At 57.7% G+C, this 19,900-nt stretch carries 19 protein-coding genes and 1 tRNA gene; 10 read left to right on the top strand and 10 right to left on the bottom strand.

Going from position 1 to position 19,900, the window contains the following annotated elements:
- Positions 1-106 precede the first annotated feature (106 nt).
- Positions 107-2,665 (bottom strand): glucans biosynthesis glucosyltransferase MdoH, encoded by a 2,559-nt coding sequence (mdoH, locus tag C9411_RS10150; protein ID WP_063989502.1) that lies wholly within the window; start codon positions 2,663-2,665, stop codon positions 107-109.
- Entirely contained in the window at positions 2,658-4,226 is a 1,569-nt protein-coding gene (gene mdoG, locus C9411_RS10155; RefSeq protein WP_025302384.1) for a glucans biosynthesis protein MdoG, read from the bottom strand. Before mdoG ends, mdoH begins: the two co-directional genes overlap by 8 nt.
- A gap of 259 nt (positions 4,227-4,485) precedes the next feature.
- Here mdoG and mdoC point away from each other — a divergent pair, with 259 nt between their 5' ends.
- From mdoC to C9411_RS26125, 4 genes are all read left to right on the top strand, one after another.
- Positions 4,486-5,616 (top strand): glucans biosynthesis protein MdoC, encoded by a 1,131-nt coding sequence (gene mdoC, locus C9411_RS10160; RefSeq protein ID WP_107226981.1) that lies wholly within the window; start codon positions 4,486-4,488, stop codon positions 5,614-5,616.
- Positions 5,617-5,920: 304 nt separating this feature from the next.
- The gene (locus tag C9411_RS10165) at positions 5,921-6,145 is read left to right on the top strand and encodes a hypothetical protein (RefSeq protein WP_063989500.1); all 225 of its coding nucleotides are present in this window, start codon (positions 5,921-5,923) and stop codon (positions 6,143-6,145) included.
- Between the two features lie 284 nt (positions 6,146-6,429).
- Positions 6,430-8,151 (top strand): potassium/proton antiporter, encoded by a 1,722-nt coding sequence (locus C9411_RS10170; protein WP_060387562.1) that lies wholly within the window; start codon positions 6,430-6,432, stop codon positions 8,149-8,151.
- 252 nt (positions 8,152-8,403) lie between these two features.
- A complete protein-coding gene (locus C9411_RS26125; RefSeq protein WP_016928228.1) occupies positions 8,404-8,532 on the top strand; it encodes a hypothetical protein in 129 nt (42 codons plus the stop codon).
- 61 nt (positions 8,533-8,593) lie between these two features.
- On the opposite strand, the gene C9411_RS26130 is transcribed toward C9411_RS26125, so the two are convergent.
- The 5 genes from C9411_RS26130 to cho all read right to left on the bottom strand — a co-directional run bounded on the left by C9411_RS26130 (position 8,594) and on the right by cho (position 10,970).
- Entirely contained in the window at positions 8,594-8,725 is a 132-nt protein-coding gene (locus C9411_RS26130; protein WP_015377413.1) for a hypothetical protein, read from the bottom strand.
- A 69-nt stretch (positions 8,726-8,794) separates the two neighbouring features.
- Positions 8,795-9,298 carry a YlaC family protein gene (locus C9411_RS10175; protein ID WP_038875410.1) on the bottom strand — a complete coding sequence of 168 codons (504 nt, stop codon included), beginning with the start codon at positions 9,296-9,298 and terminating at the stop codon, positions 8,795-8,797.
- Between the two features lie 123 nt (positions 9,299-9,421).
- Positions 9,422-9,721, bottom strand: coding sequence for a sigma-S stabilization anti-adapter protein IraP (locus tag C9411_RS10180; RefSeq protein WP_063989499.1), 300 nt, complete (start codon positions 9,719-9,721; stop codon positions 9,422-9,424).
- Positions 9,722-9,912: 191 nt separating this feature from the next.
- Positions 9,913-10,009: transfer RNA gene (locus C9411_RS10185), tRNA-OTHER, on the bottom strand.
- Positions 10,010-10,121: 112 nt separating this feature from the next.
- The gene (cho, locus tag C9411_RS10190) at positions 10,122-10,970 is read right to left on the bottom strand and encodes an excinuclease Cho (protein WP_107227005.1); all 849 of its coding nucleotides are present in this window, start codon (positions 10,968-10,970) and stop codon (positions 10,122-10,124) included.
- Positions 10,971-11,210: 240 nt separating this feature from the next.
- On the opposite strand from cho, the gene C9411_RS10195 reads away from it, so the two are divergent.
- From C9411_RS10195 to C9411_RS10220, 6 genes are all read left to right on the top strand, one after another.
- The gene (locus C9411_RS10195; RefSeq protein ID WP_233221898.1) at positions 11,211-12,392 is read left to right on the top strand and encodes an efflux RND transporter periplasmic adaptor subunit; all 1,182 of its coding nucleotides are present in this window, start codon (positions 11,211-11,213) and stop codon (positions 12,390-12,392) included.
- Positions 12,389-14,326, top strand: coding sequence for a MacB family efflux pump subunit (locus tag C9411_RS10200; RefSeq protein WP_107226983.1), 1,938 nt, complete (start codon positions 12,389-12,391; stop codon positions 14,324-14,326). The genes C9411_RS10195 and C9411_RS10200 overlap by 4 nt, the downstream gene beginning before the upstream one ends.
- 3 nt (positions 14,327-14,329) lie before the next feature.
- Positions 14,330-15,697, top strand: a complete 1,368-nt coding sequence (locus C9411_RS10205) for a TolC family protein (RefSeq protein WP_107226984.1) — start codon at positions 14,330-14,332, stop codon at positions 15,695-15,697.
- Between the two features lie 414 nt (positions 15,698-16,111).
- On the top strand, positions 16,112-17,614 hold the full coding sequence (proP, locus tag C9411_RS10210; RefSeq protein WP_063989496.1) for a glycine betaine/L-proline transporter ProP: 1,503 nt from the start codon (positions 16,112-16,114) through the stop codon (positions 17,612-17,614).
- A 141-nt stretch (positions 17,615-17,755) separates the two neighbouring features.
- Complete coding sequence (locus C9411_RS25825; RefSeq protein ID WP_199200124.1) at positions 17,756-17,893, top strand: hypothetical protein; 138 nt, start codon at positions 17,756-17,758, stop codon at positions 17,891-17,893.
- Between the two features lie 96 nt (positions 17,894-17,989).
- Positions 17,990-18,259, top strand: coding sequence for a hypothetical protein (locus C9411_RS10220; protein ID WP_063989495.1), 270 nt, complete (start codon positions 17,990-17,992; stop codon positions 18,257-18,259).
- Between the two features lie 67 nt (positions 18,260-18,326).
- Here C9411_RS10220 and C9411_RS10225 read toward each other — a convergent pair whose 3' ends face one another.
- The 3 genes from C9411_RS10225 to C9411_RS10235 all read right to left on the bottom strand — a co-directional run bounded on the left by C9411_RS10225 (position 18,327) and on the right by C9411_RS10235 (position 19,836).
- Positions 18,327-18,878, bottom strand: coding sequence for a hypothetical protein (locus C9411_RS10225; protein ID WP_107226986.1), 552 nt, complete (start codon positions 18,876-18,878; stop codon positions 18,327-18,329).
- A complete protein-coding gene (locus C9411_RS10230; protein ID WP_107226987.1) occupies positions 18,844-19,125 on the bottom strand; it encodes a hypothetical protein in 282 nt (93 codons plus the stop codon). The genes C9411_RS10225 and C9411_RS10230 overlap by 35 nt, the downstream gene beginning before the upstream one ends.
- A 141-nt stretch (positions 19,126-19,266) precedes the next feature.
- Complete coding sequence (locus C9411_RS10235) at positions 19,267-19,836, bottom strand: PaaI family thioesterase (RefSeq protein ID WP_233221894.1); 570 nt, start codon at positions 19,834-19,836, stop codon at positions 19,267-19,269.
- Positions 19,837-19,900: the final 64 nt, after the last annotated feature.

The following is a 19,900-nucleotide window of genomic DNA, read 5'->3' on the forward strand; positions in this document are numbered from 1 at the left end:
TACCACAGTTCCCTTTTTCTGCCGGCACCGGCGCACGTAAGCAAAAGGTAAAAAAAACGGGGAACGCGCCATGCGCATTCCCCGTCTGAGCGTTGCCGTTCAGCGATTAACGTCGGCCCGTTGGGTGTGCCAGCGGGTTGTGCGGCAACTGCTGATAGTGCTCACGCCAGGCGGCGCCTTCCGGCAGCAGCCAGACGCGCTGGTGCAGACGAGCCAGCGTGACCGGATCGCTCAGCAGCTCCAGACGTTTGCCCTTCACCAGCTTCTCCGGCCCCAGCTGCAGCGCTTCGTTCACCCGCTCCTCGCGGTTGCGATCGAGGGTAGCGCGCAGATGGTGACGCGCCGTCGCCAACGCCGTCGCCAGCGCGTTGAAAGACGGGTTGACCACCGCGTGCATAAAGCCGTTGGTCAGCGCACGGTTGCGGTTGAGATGCAGGTACTCTTCCGTCGCCAGCAGCTCGCGCGGCGGGTTGTACTCTTCCGGGATCAGGAACAGCTTGGCACGTTTGCTTTTCATGCCCAGCGTCGCGCGGCTCGACAGCACCGACACGAACGGCGACAGGATCAGCGAGAACACGATCGGCGCCAACCACCACAGGAAGCGCAGATCCAGCCACGCCATGCCGCCGGCCCACACCAGGCCCAGCAACATCTGCGAGCCATGGCGGCGGAACGCTTCGCCCCAAGGCGTATCGTCATCGTCACGCTGCGGCGAATTCCACACCACTTCCCAACCGAGGAAGGCGCTCACCACGAACACGGTATGGAACAGCATGCGCACCGGCGCCAGCAGCACCGAGAACAGCATTTCCATCAGCATCGAAATGAACAGACGGAACGCCCCGCCGTACTCTTTCGCGCCCTTGGCCCAGATCAGCACGATACTGAGCAACTTCGGCAGGAACAGCAGCACCAGCGTGGTGGAGAACAGCGCTATCGCCAGCTCGGGCCGCCACTGCGGCCAGACCGGGAACAGCTGCCGCGGCTGCAGGAAGTATTGCGGTTCCATCAGGGTGTGCACCACCTGTAATGCGGTGGAGAGCGCCAGGAACATGAACCACAGCGGCGCCGACAGGTAGGACATGACGCCGGTCAGGAACACCGCGCGGTGCACCGGGTGCATGCCTTTCACCAGGAACAGGCGGAAGTTCATCAGGTTACCGTGGCACCAGCGACGGTCGCGTTTCAGCTCGTCCAGCAGGTTTGGCGGCAGCTCTTCGTAACTGCCCGGCAGATCGTAAGCGATCCACACGCCCCAGCCGGCGCGGCGCATCAGCGCCGCTTCAACGAAGTCGTGCGACAAGATTGAGCCGGCGAAGGAGCCTTCGCCCGGCAGCGGCGCCAGCGCACAGTGCTCGATAAACGGCTTCACGCGGATGATGGCGTTATGGCCCCAGTAGTGCGATTCGCCCAGTTGCCAAAAATGCAGGCCGGCGGTGAACAACGGCCCGTAAACGCGGGTGGCGAACTGCTGCACGCGCGCATACAGGGTATCCATACCGGACGCCTTCGGCGCGGACTGGATGATGCCGGCGTTCGGGTTGGCTTCCATCAGACGCACCAGCCCGGTGAGGCATTCGCCGCTCATCACGCTGTCGGCGTCCAGGATCACCATGTAGCTGTACTCGCCGCCCCAACGACGGCAGAAGTCGTCGATGTTGCCGCTCTTGCGTTTTACGCGGCGGCGACGGCGGCGATAGAAGATGCGGCCGTGGCCGTCGACATCGCGGCACAGCTCCATCCACGCCTTTTGCTCCGCCACGCAGATGTCCGGATCGTAGCTGTCGCTCAGCACGTAGATATCGAAGTGCTCCAGTTGACCGGTGGCGGCGACGGACTCATAGGTCGCACGCAGGCCGGCGAACACGCGTTCGACGTCTTCGTTGCAGATCGGCATGATCAGCGCGGTGCGGTGCGCCGGGTTGATCGGCTCATCGCCCTTGATGGTGGAGGAAATACTGTATTTGTCTTTACCGATCAGCAACTGCAGGAAGCCCATCAGCGCGGTCCAGAAACCGGCCGAGACCCAGCAGAACAGCACGGCGAACAGGATCAGAATGCCGGTTTGCAGCACATACGGCAGCAGCTGCAGCACCGACTGCATCAGATCCTGATCCAGCATGGCGATAGGATCGATCAGCGCCCAGCCCTGATAAGGCAAGATGGTTTTCATGTACCATGTGGCGATGCCGGTCTGCACCAGCATCAGCACCAGCAGCACATAGCGGCGCATGGAGCCGACAACGCGCCAGCGGTTCTCAGCCTCGGCCTCCTCTTTGGTGGCGTGCCGATTGTGCGGCGAACGCCCCAGCAGAGAATCCCAGAAGCGCGCCACCGGGTTGGTGCGCCAGGCTTCCGGGAACATGGTGGTTCGTTTGATCGGCGGCGTCGCCTTCAGAATGGCGCGCCCTTCTGCGTCGGTATCGAAGTCGTCATCGCTGACCGCATCCGGCCAGGCGTTTTCGATGCGCGGTTTGACCGAGGCCAGCGCCACGTCATCCGCCGACAGGCTATTGACGTTGGCGTCGGCGGCGCCCATCTGCCGATGGAGCGCCTCCAGTGCCTGAGCGTCATCCGCCGTTTGAGGGTTGAGCGCCTCCGACCGCTCGGCGGTCAGAGGCAGCGCCGCAAGATAATCCTGGGCGGGTTGAGTAGGCTTATTCATTGGCAGGTAGCTGATAGCTCCAGGTTTCCGACAGAGTCTTATCGCCATTGACCAGCGCCGCGCGCATTTCTACCGGCTTCTTGTCGTCTTTCACTTTCAGACGCACCGTCAGGCGCCAGCCTTTGGTCACTGGGTTATAGCGGACGTTGTTTTCTACCATTTCACCGTTGTCGCCGATGCTGATCTGAGAAGCGACCGGGGTATTGGCATCCAGCCCTTTCAGCACCGGACCGACGAAGTCGACCAGGAAGGCCACGCTGCCGTCTGGCTCGCGAATCAGGTTGGACTGCTTCACGTCACCGGTCGAACGCATGGTCCGCGCCACATAGGCGATGTCTTGCGAATGCAGTTTGTCTTCATCGCGGGTGAAGTTCAGACGGTAGCTCAGCGTCAGCGGCTTTTTGGCTTCCGGCAAGGTATCCGGCGTCCAGAACGCGACGATGTTGTCGTTGGTTTCATCCGCCGTCGGGATCTCCACCAGTTCGACCTTGCCTTTGCCCCAGTCGCCCTTCGGTTCGATCCAGGCGCTAGGGCGCAGATCGTAACGATCGTCCAGGTCTTCATATTCTTTGAAGTTGCGACCGCGCTGCAGCAGACCGAAGCCTTTCGGATTCTCGACGGTATAGGTGCTGACGGACAGGTGTTTAGGATTGTTCAGCGGACGCCAGATCCACTCGCCGTTGCCGGCATGGATAGACAGACCGTTGGAATCGTGCAACGCCGGGCGATAGTTCAACGTCGGCGACGGCTGGTTCGGCCCGAACAGGTACATGCTGGTCAGCGGCGCCAGGCCCAGTTTGCCCACCTTGTCGCGCAGGAACACTTTAGACTCGACGTCCACGGTGGTGTCGCGGCCCGGGATCACCGTGAAACGGTAAGCGCCGGTGGCGCGCGGGGAATCCAGCAGCGCATAGATCACCAGATGCTTGTCGCCCTGCTTCGGACGCTCAACCCAGAATTCGCGGAAACGCGGGAACTCTTCGCCGGACGGCAAAGCGGTGTCGATAGCCAGGCCGCGAGCGGAAAGCCCGTAAACCTGCCCTTTACCCACTACGCGGAAATAGCTCGCGCCCAGCAGGCTCATGATCTCATCGTTTTTGTCGGCGCTGTTGATCGGGTAAAGCACCTTAAAACCGGCAAAGCCGAGGTTTTTCACCGATTCTGGGTCGTGTTTGACCGAACCGAAGTTGAAGTAATCCGGGCTGTACTTGATCTGTTTTACGCTGGTAGAGGTGACCTCGTTGATTTTCACCGGCGTGTCGAAGTACATCCCCTGATGATAAAACTCAAGCTTGAAAGGGGTTTTCAGCTTGCTCCAATAGGCTTTATCGTGATTGAACTGAATCTGCTGATAGTCTGCGAACTTCATCTCGCGGAACTGAGAAGGAAGGTTGCTCTTCGGGGCTTCGAAACCTTTCGCCGCCAGATCCTGCGCCTGCTTGGCCACATCATCAATAGAAAAGGCCCAAGCCGGCGAACTGAACAGCGTGAACAATACGGTAGCACCTAACCAACGAACGCTCGCGGCGCGTGGTTGTCCGGATAATATATTAACTAGCACATCCCCCCCTATTCGTGTGCTCAAATCATTTAAATCCATATTAATGGATTACTCAGCTTTCCGACAACATGATAAATGGATGGTTCATGTTTACGGCTCATTGTTTAAGCAGCTGATGGAACACCAGCGTAGCAAGCCGCGCAACAAGACGCTATGGAAAAATGCGGGGGGCTATAGTAGGGTTCCGGATAACAATTTAACGTTTGACGACTTATTAAGCGTGTTAATGAACTCTCGATTAAATCACCAGCGGTAATCTATGACTAAAGGCAGCAAACAGCGCGAGTTTTTTCTCGATTCGATCCGAGCCTATTTGATGTTGCTCGGGATTCCGTTTCACCTCTCCCTGATTTATTCCAGCCATGCCTGGGCGGTGAACAGCGCGTCGCCCTCTTTCTCGCTTACGGTGCTGAACGACTTCATTCACGCTTTCCGCATGCAGGTGTTCTTCGTGATATCCGGCTACTTCTCCTACATGCTTTACGAGCGCTACGAGCGCCACCAGTGGCTGAAGGTCAGGCTGGAACGGGTGGCGATCCCGCTGCTGAGCTCCATCCCGCTAATCACGGTACCGCAGTTTTTCATGCTGAAATACTTCACCGATAAATTAAACGGCTGGGATGAATTTTCTCTCTATCAGAAAATAAATGTAACAGTTTGGGAATTGGTTTCTCATCTCTGGTTCTTATTGACACTGTCATTGTTAACCTGCGCCTGTTTTTATCTGTTCCGCAAAATCAAGCATCAACCCCGTGAGCCTATTCCGGCGTTAATAAACCGAATGCACGGATTAGGAAACATCTCACTGTATTTCTTTATTTATGCGGTATGCTATTCGGCCGCGCACCGCATTATTTTAATTTTCGCCCCGCAGCTATTATCCAACGGCCTGTTAAATTTCGTGGTGATGGAGACGATGTTCTACCTGCCGTTCTTCATCCTCGGCGCCTATGCGTTTAAGTACGTGTGGCTTAAGGAGATTTTTCTGCGCCGCTCACCGCTGGCGCTGCTCGGTTCGCTGCTGCTGTTTATCGCATATATGCTGAATCAAAAGCTGTTGGCGCACAGCAGCTATATGTTCGAGGTAGAAGTGGTGATCAAAACCCTAATGGGGATCCTGATGACCAACGTCGTGTTCTCTTTCGGGCATAACTTGCTGAATTATCACTCGCCGCGCATCACCTATCTGGTCAACGCCTCGCTGTTTATATATCTGGTGCACCATCCGTTGACCCTGATATATGGCGCTTTCGTGACGCCTTATATCGGCAACAACCTGTTGGGATTCTTGCTGGGCCTGCTGTTTGTGTTCTCGCTGGCCTTCGCGCTATATGAACTGCACAAGCGTATTCCGGTACTGCGCTTCCTGTTCTCCGGCAAGCCGCAATAACCTTCCGCCCCTGTAAACCCGAAAGTTTGCAGGGGTTTCCCGTCATCTTGCCGTCGTGCAAAAAGCCTATACTGGTGGTTTGCATGCAGAGCACACATTGCTCAGCCTGGCGTCGCCCGTTAGGGCAAAGTGATACGGCTGCATAGATAACCTAGCCGTTATAACTGCAATGCATAAGTAGAAATCCGGATCCCTGCCTTACGGTAGTGATTGGGCTCAACACCCCCGAAGGGCTGCGCGATCGTTGAATTTATTCGATGGCGTTAGCTGCATCTCCCTTCCGTCACGACAGAGAGGATTTTGAATGACCGATAAGCACACCCCGGCTCAGGAAGCCATAGCGGAAAACGCCACCCTGCTGAAGATCCTCGGCAGGTTGCTGTCCGCACTGGACGCCTCAATCAGCGGCAAAGAACGCAGCGTTTTGGTCGCTGAGCTCTCCAACTTCAATCTCGACGGCATTTCCGAAACGGAAAGCAAGTTGGCCAACGAGCTGATCAAACGGGCGCTGGAATCGCTCGACCACTAACCCTACCGCGTCTACAAACCATTAAGCCTGCCAGCGCGGGCTTAATGGTTTTTCCCTCCGCCACGATCGGAAATTGTTGCCAAAGCAGAAATACAGCAGCCTGATAATGTTGGATAAAAGGCAGGATTCTCTCTCTTCTCCTCACTTTCTTCGGTTAATCGCATCAAAGGGCAATAATTGATCGGTTGTTTTCGCAATCAGCCTTGGCGTTTTACCCACTAAACACGCTATCATCGACACACGCGCAGTGCCCCACCGATTCCCAGCCTCAGGAGAGCAATATTTTGGATGCCAGCACCATTAACAGTTTGTTCGTCATCGGTGCCGTGCTGGTGGGGGCAAGTATTCTGCTCAGCTCATTTTCTTCCCGGCTCGGCATTCCGATCCTGGTGATCTTCCTGGCGATCGGCATGTTGGCCGGCGTCGATGGCCCCGGCGGCATCGTCTTCAGCAATTATCCTGTCGCTTATCTGGTCAGCAACCTCGCGTTGGCGGTGATCCTGCTCGACGGCGGCATGCGAACCCGGGTCAGCTCATTCCGCGTCGCTCTGTGGCCGGCGCTGTCTCTTGCCACCATCGGCGTGGTGATCACCGCCGGCCTGACCGGCATGGCCGCCGCCTGGCTGTTCAACCTCGATCTGCTACAGGGGCTGCTGATCGGCGCCATCATCGGTTCCACCGACGCCGCCGCGGTCTTCTCGCTGCTGGGCGGCAAAGGGTTGAACGAACGCGTCAGCGCCACGCTGGAGATCGAATCCGGCAGCAACGATCCGATGGCGGTGTTTCTCACCATCACGCTGATTGCGATGATCGCCGCCGGAGAAACCGCGCTGAGCTGGACCTTCCCGCTGCATCTGATGCAGCAGTTCGGCATGGGTATCGTCTTCGGTCTGGGCGGCGGCTGGCTGCTGCTGACGCTGATCAACCACATCAAACTGGCGGACGGCCTCTATCCGCTGCTGGCGGTGAGCGGCGGTATTCTTATTTTCGCGCTGACCACTGCGCTGGACGGCAGCGGCATTCTGGCGGTGTACCTGTGCGGCCTGCTGCTGGGCAACCGGCCGATCCGCAACCGTCACGGCATCGTACAAACCTTCGACGGCCTGGCTTGGCTCAGCCAGATCGGCATGTTCCTGGTACTCGGCCTGCTGCTCAACCCGCACGAGCTGCTGCCGATCGCCATCCCTGCCCTGCTGCTGTCGCTGTGGATGATCCTGTTCGCCCGCCCGCTGTCAGTGTTTATCGGCCTGCTGCCGTTCCGCAGCTTTACCCTGCGCGAACGCGGCTTTATTTCCTGGGTCGGCCTGCGCGGCGCAGTGCCGGTGATCCTGGCGGTGTTCCCGATGATGGCCGGGCTGCCCAACGCCCAATTGTTCTTCAACGTGGCGTTCTTCGTGGTGCTGGTCTCCCTGCTGCTGCAAGGCACCACGCTGTCGTTTGCCGCCAAAAAAGCCAAGGTGATCGTGCCACCGGCGCTGACGCCGATCTCCCGCGTTGGGCTGGATGTACACCCGGAGAACCAGTGGGAACAGTTCGTGTATCAGCTTTCGGCGGAAAACTGGTGCGTCGGTGCAGCACTGCGTGAGCTGAAAATGCCCCCCAACACCCGCATCGCCGCCCTGTTCCGCGGCAAAGAGCTGCTGCACCCTAGCGGCAGTACCCGGCTGCGGGAGAACGATATTCTGTGCGTCATCGGCCATGAGCACGATCTGCCGATCCTCGGCAAGCTGTTCAGCCAGGCGCCGGCCGTGACGCTCGACGAACGCTTTTTCGGCGACTTTATCCTGCAATCCGACGCCCGTTTAAGCGACATTTCTCAGCTTTATGGCCTCAACCTTCAAGACGACGTGGACGAGCAGCAGACGCTTGGCCAGTTCGTCATTCAGCTGATCGGCGGTGAACCGGTGATCGGCGACCAGGTGGAATGGGACGGCCTGACCTGGACCATCGCCGAAATGGACGGCAACCAAGTCAGCAAGATAGGCGTGCGGATCGTAACCGACTGACGCTGCCGCACTGTCTGCGTTATCAGACGAGGGAACTTCTGGCCTTAAGAACGTTCTTAATCACTATCATGATGCATGAAGTACGGCGCCGCTGAATTATATCCATTTGATATAAAAACAATTTAGCAGTGGCGCCGTCAGGGATTAGGGATGTGAACGGCAAGACTCGATTTCTTTCGGTGATGATGCTCATGGCCCTGGGCGTAGCGGCAGCCGATCTCGGCATCGCCGGTTTGGTCCATAGACTTTTAATTGGATAATTTTAACGTGACGCAGCAGGAACAAGAAAAAGACATTCTGGGGAAAATACTGGTGACGGTGTCCGCGCTTTGCCTGATTCTGGTGGCGGCGTTCCTGATCTGGGGATTCGTGCTGGATTGATATCGCACGACACTCAGACATAAAAAAACCGCCGCGGCGGTTTTTTTTATGGGTCAGGCGATCAGATCTTGCAACCTTCGCAGTCCGCTTCGTCCTCGAGGAACTCAGGGACCTCTTTTACCTTCTGCGCCGCTTTTTCTTCGGCTTTCGCCAGTTCGGCATCGATATCAAAATCGAAAATATCATCACTCATCGCTTGGTCCTCATTCTGCTTCGTGTTCAAACGCTGAGTATAATCGACAAGCCGCCGGCCGGAAACCTTTCAGTTTGCCGCCGCCAACTGCGGTGGCTCATCCTGCGGCTTTTTTCCGTAGGCCATGTCGTACACGTCGTAGAAGTCGATTTCGCCCTTATTGCCGATGATCACGCGCATCTTCTGTTTCAACGCGGCGCCGATAGACGGCTCATCCAGCAGTTGCTGCACCGCATAAGGCGACAGCGCGCGGGTAAAATACCACTCTCCGTTGTAGCAAACCCGCAGATCCAGCACCCCGATGTCCTCGAAGCGGTATACCGGCCGGATCTCTATCAGCAGCATGGCGAACATGAACAGTACGAAAGCGGTGAAGCCCAGGAAGGCATATATCCCCATGTACGGCACCTGGTACATCACGGCGATCACCGCGAAATAACCGGCGAACATGGCAAGGCACAAATAGCGGTGAGTGCGGGCGAATTCGCTGTTGAAGCGCGGCTTGCCGTCCCGCCCTTCGCGCCGATTGATCTGTTCAATCTCTTTAACCAAGATGCTTTTAATCGCGTCCATCGTTACAACCTTATGCTGGAAACAGCATTGCCATCAAATCTCACCGCTAAAAGTAACACAAGTACAGTTTCGCCGGGTAGATCAGTTAGCCAACTTAATGGCGGCAACTGTTATAGTTCGGCTTCAACGCGGCTGGGCGGCCTTGCCTTGCGCAAACATGAACATACGCTGGGCCACATCGTCGGCCTGTTTGATTTTCTGCTTTTGCGGTTCGTTGCTGCGATGAATGGCGCGGGCGTAAGCGATTTCGTGGGCCTGATCGATCATCGCAATGATCCGATCTCGTTCGGTCTTCTCCATATTGCCCAACATGGTGGTGATAATCGCCTGATAAGCATTGGACGCGGCGCTCAGCGCTTTCTCTCTCGCCTCGAGGGCGGCGACGCGTTGCAAGAGTTCCTGCAGTTGCTCGGAGTGAGACATATCGACCTCCTGTTGCCGGGCAGCAAGCCTGCCTGATTACAGTTTAGCAAAGGATCGAAAGAGAAAGAGGAAGAGGAAGGAAAGCCAGCGGTTACGGTAAAGCACACCCGAAAATCCCAACGAGGAGCCGATAGTGCAAATCAACCCGGGTGCGCTTTACGGTAAGCGCGGTGAGATGAAGGGAAGAAAGCTGGCGCGCTATGCAGGACTCGAACCCGCGTCTATCAATTTTCAAGCCAAAACAAGCCATTATAAAACCAATCACTCTGCCAACTGAGTTAATAGCGCGTTCCTTCGCTTCGGGGCGCCATTATCCATAACAACATTATGGACTCAAGCTTTTTTAGCATAATACCCTGAATTTACAGATAAGTCTTAGGTTATCGATAGCGTTATGGCATTACGGCAGCTCAATAATCCGGTAATCGCCGGCGATGAGCGGCTTGCACAAAATCTTGTAGCCATCGCTGTCAAAGTGGCTGGCCGCACTTTGCAGCCGCTGCGCCTGCGCCAGGGTGCTGACCGAACCCAGATAAAACCAATTGTGAATCACATGGTACTGGCGCAGCGTTTCGCCCTGCTCTTCCAACGCCACGCGCCCGGCGAACGGCCAACAGGCGATGCGCAGCTGTTCAAGCGCCGCGCCGAGCCGCCGCGCATGTTCCTGCGCCGACTCCACGCCGCAGCAGGCACCGGCGCACTTGCGCAGGCTGTAGCGGAAGCAGGCTCGCCCGGCGGGCAGCTTGTCGATCCCCAGCTTGCCGTAACATAAACGATGCTCGTCGGCGATGGCGCGCAGTTTTTCCAGCGCGGCATGGCGATTGGCAAACAGCCCGTAAAGATGAGGCGTGACGGCGAAATCGATCTCTTTGGCATGGGCAATCGTCACCCTGTCCGCCTGCAGACGCAGTGCGCACAGCTGTTTCGAGCGCCGCAGGCGTTTGTTAAACAGTGGCTGTTGTTGCTTGATCAATTGCGCCTCAAGCAGCAGTGCCCCCAACTCGCCGGCGGTCTCGATAAAACTGATGCGCCGGGTTTGCCGCAGCATTTTTGCCTCATCCTGCGCGCGAAAATGCGCCATCACCCGGCTGCGTACGTTGACGCTTTTACCGATGTAAAGCGGCAGGCTGTCGCTCTCGCCGTGGAACAGATAGACGCCAGGCCCCTTGGGCAATGGCGCCAGGCAAGCGCGCAGGTGCTCCGGGTAGTGGTAAATATCGAGTTCCGGCTCGAGGCGATTTGGCATCATGGCGGCGGCGTTATCCTGCGGATGAATGAACACTGGTTTTTTAGCCAGTATAACGCGCCGCGCAGCCGGTTGCACACTCGAAGGATAATAACTCGCCGTGATCTTTAGCGGGAAAGCCTTTACTATCCCCTTTCCAGCGGGAAAGCGCCTCACGTTTAGCGCCAGTTCAAGCTGGCGCTGCCATGATGGCAGACTGCAACCGCCGCTTTTATCGTTATGGAAAACCTGGGCATGCCATCACTGAAACTCACACCCCGTCGTCTGGCGTTGATCGCCGTCATCGTTTTCATCGCCGTCGCCATCGCGCTGGCCCTCTATTGGCAACGCCCGCCGCAGCAGGATTACGTTACCGCGCCGGCCCGCCAGGGCGATATCGAGAACGCCGTGCTGGCCACCGGGCGGCTGGATGCCGTCGAACGCGTTAACGTCGGCGCGCGGGTCTCCGGTGAAGTCAAATCGCTGAAGGTCAAACTGGGCGATCGCGTCACCAAAGGGCAGCCGATCGCCGACATCGACGATCTGCAACAGCGCAACGATCTGCGCAACGCCGAGGCGGCGCTGAACGTCATCAAAGCCGAACTGCAGGCCAAACAGGCACAGCTTAAGCAGGCCGAGTCGCGTTTCAAACGCCAGCGGCGCATGCTGAACGACGAAGCCAGCTCGCGTGAAGACTTCGAAACCGCCGAAGCCACGCTCGCCACCACCCGCGCCGAGCTGCTTTCGCTCAATGCGCGCCTGGTGCAGGCGCAGATTGAAGTCGACAAGAAAAAGATCGATCTGGGGTATACCCGCGTGGTCGCGCCGATGGACGGCATCGTCATCGCCGTGGTCACGCAGCAGGGGCAAACGGTCAACTCAACCCAAAGTGCGCCGACCATCGTCAAGCTGGCGCGGCTGGATATGATGACCATCAAGGCGCAGATCTCCGAAGCCGACATCACCCGCATTTCGCCGGGGCAAAAGGCTTACTTCACCATTTTCTCCGATCCGGATAAACGCTACGACGCCACATTGCGCACCATCGAACTGGCGCCGGAATCGGTGATGAAGGACGACTCGCTCGCCGGCACCAGCTCCGCGTCCGGCTCCGGCACCTCGAACGCGTCGGTCTATTACAACGCGCTGCTGGACGTGCCCAACCCGGAAAACCGCCTGCGCATCGCCATGACCGCGCAGGTTTCCTTGCTGCTCGGCGAAGCGAAGAATGCCCTGTTGGTGCCTATCCAGGCCGTGCATAAAACCGAAGGAAAAGGGCAACAGGTGCAGGTACTGACCCAGGATCAGCGGCTGGAAACGCGCGACGTGACCACCGGCATCACCAACAACGTCGACATTCAGATCCTCAGCGGCCTGAAAGCCGGTGAAACCGTGGTGCTGTCGCAGCCTGCCGCCAAGTCGGCTGAGGATGGCATCTTCCTGTGAACGCGATCATCGAGCTAAAAGGCATCAGCCGGACCTACACCAACGGCGGTCAGGCGCTGACGGTGTTGAAAGACATCGATTTGACCATCGCCGCCGGTGAGCTGGTGGCGATCATCGGCGCCTCCGGCTCCGGCAAATCGACGCTGATGAACATCATGGGCTGTCTCGACGTACCGGATCGCGGCGACTACTACATCAGCGGCCAGAACGCCGCCCACCTGTCGCCGGACGAACTGGCCCGCCTGCGCCGCGAGCACATCGGTTTTATCTTCCAGCGTTATCACCTGATGCCCGACCTCAGCGCGCTGGGCAACGTCGAAATTCCGGCCATCTACGCCAACGCCCGGCGCGATCAGCGGCGGCAGCGGGCGGCGCAACTGCTGGCGCGGTTGGGCCTGGAGGGACGCGAAGACCACAAGCCCGGCCAGCTTTCCGGCGGCCAGCAGCAGCGCGTCAGCATCGCGCGCTCACTGATCAACGGCGGCGAAATTATCCTGGCGGACGAACCGACCGGCGCGCTGGACACCCAATCCGGCCAGGAGGTGCTGGCGATCCTGAGCGAACTGAATCAGCGCGGCCACACCGTGGTGATCGTCACCCATGATATGAACGTGGCGCAACATGCGCAGCGCGTCATCGAGCTGCGGGACGGCGAGATCATCGCTGACAGCGGCCGCCAATCGGCGCCCGTCGCAGCGCTGCCGCCGCCGAACCGCAGCCGGCAAAGCGGCTGGCAAAGCCTGATCGACCGCACCCGCGAGTCGCTGCACATGGCGCTGAAGGCGATGAACGCCCACCGCCTGCGTACCGCGTTGACCATGACCGGCATCATCTTCGGCATCGCCGCCGTGGTCACGGTGGTGGCGCTGGGCGAAGGCGCCAAACAGCGCACGCTGGAAAACCTCAAAGATCTCGGCACTAACGTGGTAAGCATCTATCCGGGCCGCGATTTCTTCGACGACGCCATCGACAGCATCCGCACCCTGGTACCGGCCGATGCCGACGCGCTGGCGCAGCAAAGCTTCGTCGACAGCGTCAGCCCGGAAGTAGACGCTTCCGACAGCATCCGTTTTCGCAGCAAATCTGCCACCGCCTCGATCACCGGCGTCGGGCGCGACTATTTCCGCGTTAACGGCGTCGAGCTGTTACAAGGCGTGACTTTCCGCGACGATCGTAATGCGCTGCAGGAAGTGATCATCGACGACAATGCACGCCAGGCGCTGTTCGGCGATTTCGGCGTCGAGCCGCTCGGCCAGATCGTGTTTCTCGGCTCGGTGCCGGCCCGGGTGATCGGTGTGGCTAAAAGCAATCGCAACTACGCGCCCAATCGCATCACTGTATGGATGCCCTACAGCACGGTGATGTATCGCATGGTAGGCAAACCGACGCTCAGCGGCATCACCGTTCGGCTAAAGGACAATGTCGCCAGCGAATCGGCCGTCACCGCTATCACACAGCTGTTGACCCAACGCCACGCCGTAAAAGATTTCCGTTTGTACAACTTCGATAAAATCCGAAAGTCCATCGAACGCACGTCAATGACTTTTAGCCTGCTGATCCTGATGGTGGCATCCATCGCGCTGGTGATCGGCAGCCTGGGCGTGATGAACATCATGCTGGTCTCGGTTACCGAACGCACCCACGAAATCGGCGTGCGCATGGCGGTCGGCGCGCGGCGCGGTGACATCATGCAACAGTTCATGATCGAGGCGGTGCTGGTTTGTCTGATCGGCGGCGCATTGGGCATCGCGCTGTCGTTCGCCGCCGGGTCGCTGTTCACCTCGCTGGCGGGCGGCATGTTCACCGCCATCTATTCCTGGCAAGCCGCCGCGACGGCGTTTTTCTGTTCAACCTTAATCGGCATGATCTTCGGTTATCTCCCCGCCCGCAAAGCGGCAAGGATGGATCCGGTCGTTTCATTGGCCAGCGAGTAACCCATGAAAATTTTCTCTCCCCTGGCATTAAGCCTCGCCGCCCTGCTCACAGCCGGCTGCGGCAACGCCCTGAAAAGCGACTACCGGGCGCCACAGATCAACTATCCGACGAGTTGGCAGCACGCCGCCGAAAACGCCACGCCGACGCCGTTCGACTGGCGCGATTTCCACGATCCCGAGCTCGACCGCTGGCTGCAACAGGTGATGGCCAGCAACAACGATCTGGCCGTCGCCGTGTTGCGCGTCTACCGCGCGCGCCTCGAGGCGGAACGCGTCGGCATCAGCACCGCGCCCGACGTCAACGCCTCGTTGAACAGCAACATCAATCGCCCGCTGTCGGAGTCCTCCGCCTGGAATAAAACCAGCGGCGCAACGCTCTCTACGAGCTATGAAGTCGATCTGTGGGGCAAATTGGCGCGCCAGCGCGACGCCGCCGAGTGGGCCAGCCAGGCTTCCGAGCAGGATCTGCAGACGGCCCGCCTAACGTTGCTGGCCAACGCCGCCACGAATTACTGGCGCATCGGCTTCCTCAATCAGCAGATCGGTGTCAGCCAGGCGAGCATCGACTATGCCAAAGAGACGCTGCGGCTGGCCAACGCCCGCTATCGGGCCGGCAGCATCTCGGCGCTGGACGTGGTGAACGCGGAACAGAACGTGCTGACGCAGGAAAGCCGGCTGCTGACGTTGCAACACGAGCGTCAACAGGCGTTGAACGAACAGGCGGTGCTGTTGGGCGCGCCTTCAGGCCAGGCCACCATCACGCCCGCACGTTTGCCGACGGCGGCAATGCCGCAGATCAGCACCGGCATTCCCGCCAGCGTCTTGAGCCATCGCCCGGATCTCAGCGCCAAAGAGCTGCGGTTGCGCGCCGCGCTGGCCAACGTCGACGAAAAACGTCTGCAATACTACCCCGCATTCAGTCTGACCGGCTCGCTGGGCGCCAGCAGCAGCGCGCTGCTGGAGTTTCTGCGCAACCCGACCGGCAGCCTCGGTGCCGGCCTGACGCTGCCGTTCCTGCAATGGCGGCAAATGGGCGTGGATATCAAGATCGCCCGTAATGACTACGAACAGCAAGTGCTGGAATTCAGGCAGGCACTGTACAAGGCGATGGGCGATGTGAATAACGCCCTGTCGCTGCGTGCGCAGCTGCTGGCGCAAGAGACGCAGCTGCAGGCCTCGCTGGCGCTGGCGCGCAAGTCGGAACGGCTGAACGAGGTGCGTTATCGGCAGGGCGCCGTCACCATTACCGACTGGCTAAATGCTCAGGAGCAGCGCCGTCAGGCGGAGTTGGCGGTGGACGAAAACCGCTTCGCGCAGTACCAGAACCTGGCGAAACTCTATCTGGAATTCGGCGGTTCGCCGGTACCCTAAACCAAAAGGCCTGGCCATTGGGTCAGGCGTCTTTTTGGTGGCGAATACATCAATTTTCCCTGTTTTATCTCCCGCACTCTCTATACTTGAAACATCATCAATGAGACGAAAAATCGTCAAATTGCGCATTTATTAGACCATTATCGCACCAAATCGGTGCAAACACTTAAGTTAAACTGCTGGATTTGATCGGCGCAAGATATAACGTTAAGCTATAGATGCAAAATAATTAGTCACCTAAATGACATAACCTTGGCATAAAAGACGATATTTTGTGATCCACATCCCAACTTAAATGTGGATAATGAATCGTCTTGAACCGCGATTCGATTAGCCGATTTGATAACTCGAAAACAACAGTGAACGGAGATTACGCTTTCACGAACAACGAATAATTCATTAAGGGATGATTATATGAAGTTAAGAAAAAAACGACATAAACCGATGCACATTAACGACATCACCATCATCGATGACAGCAAACTCAAGAAGGCGATCACCGCGGCAGCCCTGGGCAACGCGATGGAGTGGTTCGACTTCGGCGTATACGGCTTTGTCGCCTATGCGCTTGGCCAGGTCTTCTTCCCCGGCGCCTCGCCCGGCGTGCAAATGATCGCCGCGCTGGCGACCTTCTCCGTGCCCTTCCTGGTGCGTCCGCTCGGCGGTCTGTTCTTCGGCGCCATGGGTGACAAGTTCGGCCGTCAAAAAGTCCTCTCGGTCACCATTATCATCATGGCGGTCAGCACCTTCTGTATCGGTCTGATACCGTCTTATGCGTCGATCGGCATCTGGGCGCCGATCCTGCTGCTGCTGGCCAAACTGGCGCAGGGCTTCTCCGTCGGCGGTGAATATTCCGGTGCGGCAATTTTCGTCGCCGAATACTCGCCGGACCGCAAACGCGGCTTTATGGGCAGTTGGCTGGACTTCGGCTCCATCGCCGGCTTTGTGATGGGTGCAGGCGTGGTGGTGCTGATCTCCAGCATCGTCGGCGAAGCCAACTTCCTCGACTGGGGCTGGCGCATTCCGTTCTTCATCGCCGCGCCGTTGGGCCTGATCGGCCTCTATCTGCGCCATGCGCTGGAAGAAACCCCGGCGTTCCAGCAGCACGTGGACAAGATGGAGAAAGAAGACCGCAACGCCATCGAAAATCCGCCGAAAACCTCGTTCAAAGAGATCGCGGCCAAACACTGGAAAAGTTTGCTGGTGTGTGTCGGTATCGTGATTTCCACCAACGTGACCTATTACATGCTGTTGACCTATATGCCGAGCTACCTGTCGCATAACCTGCACTACTCGGAAGATCACGGCGTTCTGATCATCATCGCCATCATGATCGGCATGCTGTTCGTGCAGCCGGTGATTGGCCTGACCAGCGACCGCATCGGCCGTAAGCCGTTTATCATCGGCGGCAGCATCGGCCTGTTAGCGCTGGCGATCCCGTGCTTCATTCTGATCAACAGCAACGTGATTGGCCTGATCTTCGTCGGTCTGCTGGTGCTGGCGGTGCTGCTCAACTCCTTCACCGGAGTGATGGCTTCCATCCTGCCGGCGATGTTCCCGACGCACATTCGCTACAGCGCGCTGGCGATTTCGTTCAACATTTCGGTGCTGATCGCCGGTGCGACGCCGACCGCCGCTGCCTGGCTGGTCGAAGCGACCGGCAACCTGTACATGCCGGCCTACTACCTGATGGTGGTGGCGGTGATCGGTCTTATCACCGGTCTGTACATGAAAGAGACCGCCAACAAGCCGCTGCGCGGCGCGACGCCGGCGGCATCTGACCGCTCAGAGGCGAAAGAGCTGCTGCAGGAGACCTACGACAACATCGAACAGAAAGTCGAGGACATCAACGCGCAGATCGCCGAGTTGGAAAAGAAAAAACAGATCCTGATCGACCAGCATCCCAAGCTGGACTGATCGGCGCTGAAAGGCAAAAGCCACCCGATTGGGTGGCTTTTTTATTTTGATTTCAAACGAAATAATGCGCAGCGCATTTTATGACCATCGGGATTGGTGGTACGCTTTGCAGCACACGCTTTATTGATGAAGAACATGATCATGAGCAAAATGGATCTTCCCGTCATCATCAGCATCCTTGTTATGCTCGCCCTCTGGTTTGGCGCGTTCTTCAACATTGGCGATATCACCTTCAGCATTTCACGCCTGTTTCACTGGATTGAGAGCCAACGCAGCTAACCCCACGCCGACGCAGGCGGTGGAAAACATCGGCTATGATTAAAAGACGTTACCGCCATTTTCCACGATTATCGCTCGCAATAAGGGGACTGCATCATGACCGATTATGCGTTCTACAATCAGATCCTGACCCGACTGGCCGCCAATCACCCCGGCACGCTGGATGAAAAAAACTACGAACTGTGGAAACAAGACGCCACTAGCCCGCATGCCTTCGCCGATCCCTTCGCCTATCTCAAAACCAAAGGGCTGATACAGGCCTATGTGATGAGCGACATCGATGAGAACAACTATGATATCGACCCGCATCAAACGCGGATCACCGCCGCCGGTCTCGAGTTCATCCGCAACGGCGGGTTTAAATAAGGGCGACACGCGCCAACAAAAAAACCGCCAGACGGCGATTTTTTATCCCAGAAGCATGCGAACCAACTCAGGCGGGGAAAGGCCGATAAAAAATGCGCAGCACTTCGTTGTCGCCCTGGCGTAAAAAACCGCCTTCCGGCTGCCAGCGCAGATCGCGCGCCAGATTGAGATTTTCCCAACCGACCGCGCCCCCCACGCCGATGCAAAGATTTTTATTGCCGGCGGCAAATCCTGCACCGGTGCCGATCATGGCATGCAGCAAACGGGGCGCCGCCGCGTCACGCAGGGAGAATATGCCGATAAAACATCCCTGCGGCGCGCGCAGCATATCCGCCATGGTGCGGATCTCATTATCGTCAGGGCTGACGAAATGTTTGTATTGCTTATCGAACACCGTCTGCCACAGCTGCTTGTATTTCGCCTTACTGAGCGCGCCTGAACGATGAGCGCAAAGCACCACCGCATCCCAGCACATCTCCCCGCTGAGCGAAAGATACTCTTCCGTATCGGTTTGCGGCTTATCGGCGTAATGCCGCGCAAATTCAGCCGCATTCAAATGCGGCGGCACGGCCTGTTTGGCAACGTCACTCTTGTAGCGCTTGAAATTCAACCAATGCATGGGAAGTCTCCTCTTCACCCGGTAGGTTAACAATCCGGCAGCCGTGGATGAGACGCGCCATCAAATCCAGGGCATCGTCAGCAGCGGCGATTTCGTCGTCATTCAGCCCCTGCTCCATCGACCGCTCGATCGCGCTCATCACCCCCGGAGCGCTGGTTTCTTCCCCCTGCGCCACCACGTCTAATACGGCTTTGCCGATCGCCAGACAAAGCTCATGATCAAACTCAATCTCTTTATACGGCTGCATAATCACCCCGATAAATTTTTACCCAAGAATACTAGACCACAATGGTGTATCGCGCCTGTCATCGTAGCGCAGCAAGGTATGCAGCCGAAGAGAATTGCATCAGGCCCCGGGTTGATAGCCCGAAGCCCGACAAAAAGCAGATTATTGCGGTGCTTGTTCGGTAGGGCGAATGATAAAACAAGTGGCGGTTGCCGAAGCCAGCAGCTTCCCTTCCGCCGTTTTGAGCGTGCCTTCAGCGAAAGCGACGTTTTTCGCCGCATAGACCAGACGCCCCTCGGCGATCAGGTCAGTTTCCTTCGGCACAGGGCGCAACATTTTAACCTGCAGATCGACGGTGCCATAACCAATCCCCGCGCCCAGCATACTGTGCACCGCGCAACCGGTCACCGAGTCCAAGACCGTGGCGGCAAAGCCGCCATGAACGCCTCCCAGCGGATTCAGGTGGCGCCCGTCGGCCCGCGCCACGATGCGGATATACCCCTCTTCCACCGCAACCGGTTTCATGGGCACGGTATCAGCGATCGAGGCCGGTGGAGTTTTACCGGCCATCGCAGCCTGTAATAGCGCCAGTCCTGTCATTTTTGTCGGATCCATTGATCTCTCCTCTGGTGATAAACCCGTTATATAGGAGAGGTCTGACCTCTTGACTTGTTTTTTCGTGCTGATGTCGTCAGCCGCCTGCTCTTCAGATTCTCTGAACGTGACCGTCATCACTCTTTAGCGCTAATAACCCTAATTTTTTAGCGCCTTTAGATTTAAAACAACTTTCTGCTGC

It is taken from the genome of Serratia sp. Nf2 (genome assembly GCF_003028435.1).
GTDB classification, from domain to species: Bacteria; Pseudomonadota; Gammaproteobacteria; order Enterobacterales; family Enterobacteriaceae; genus Serratia; species Serratia marcescens_L.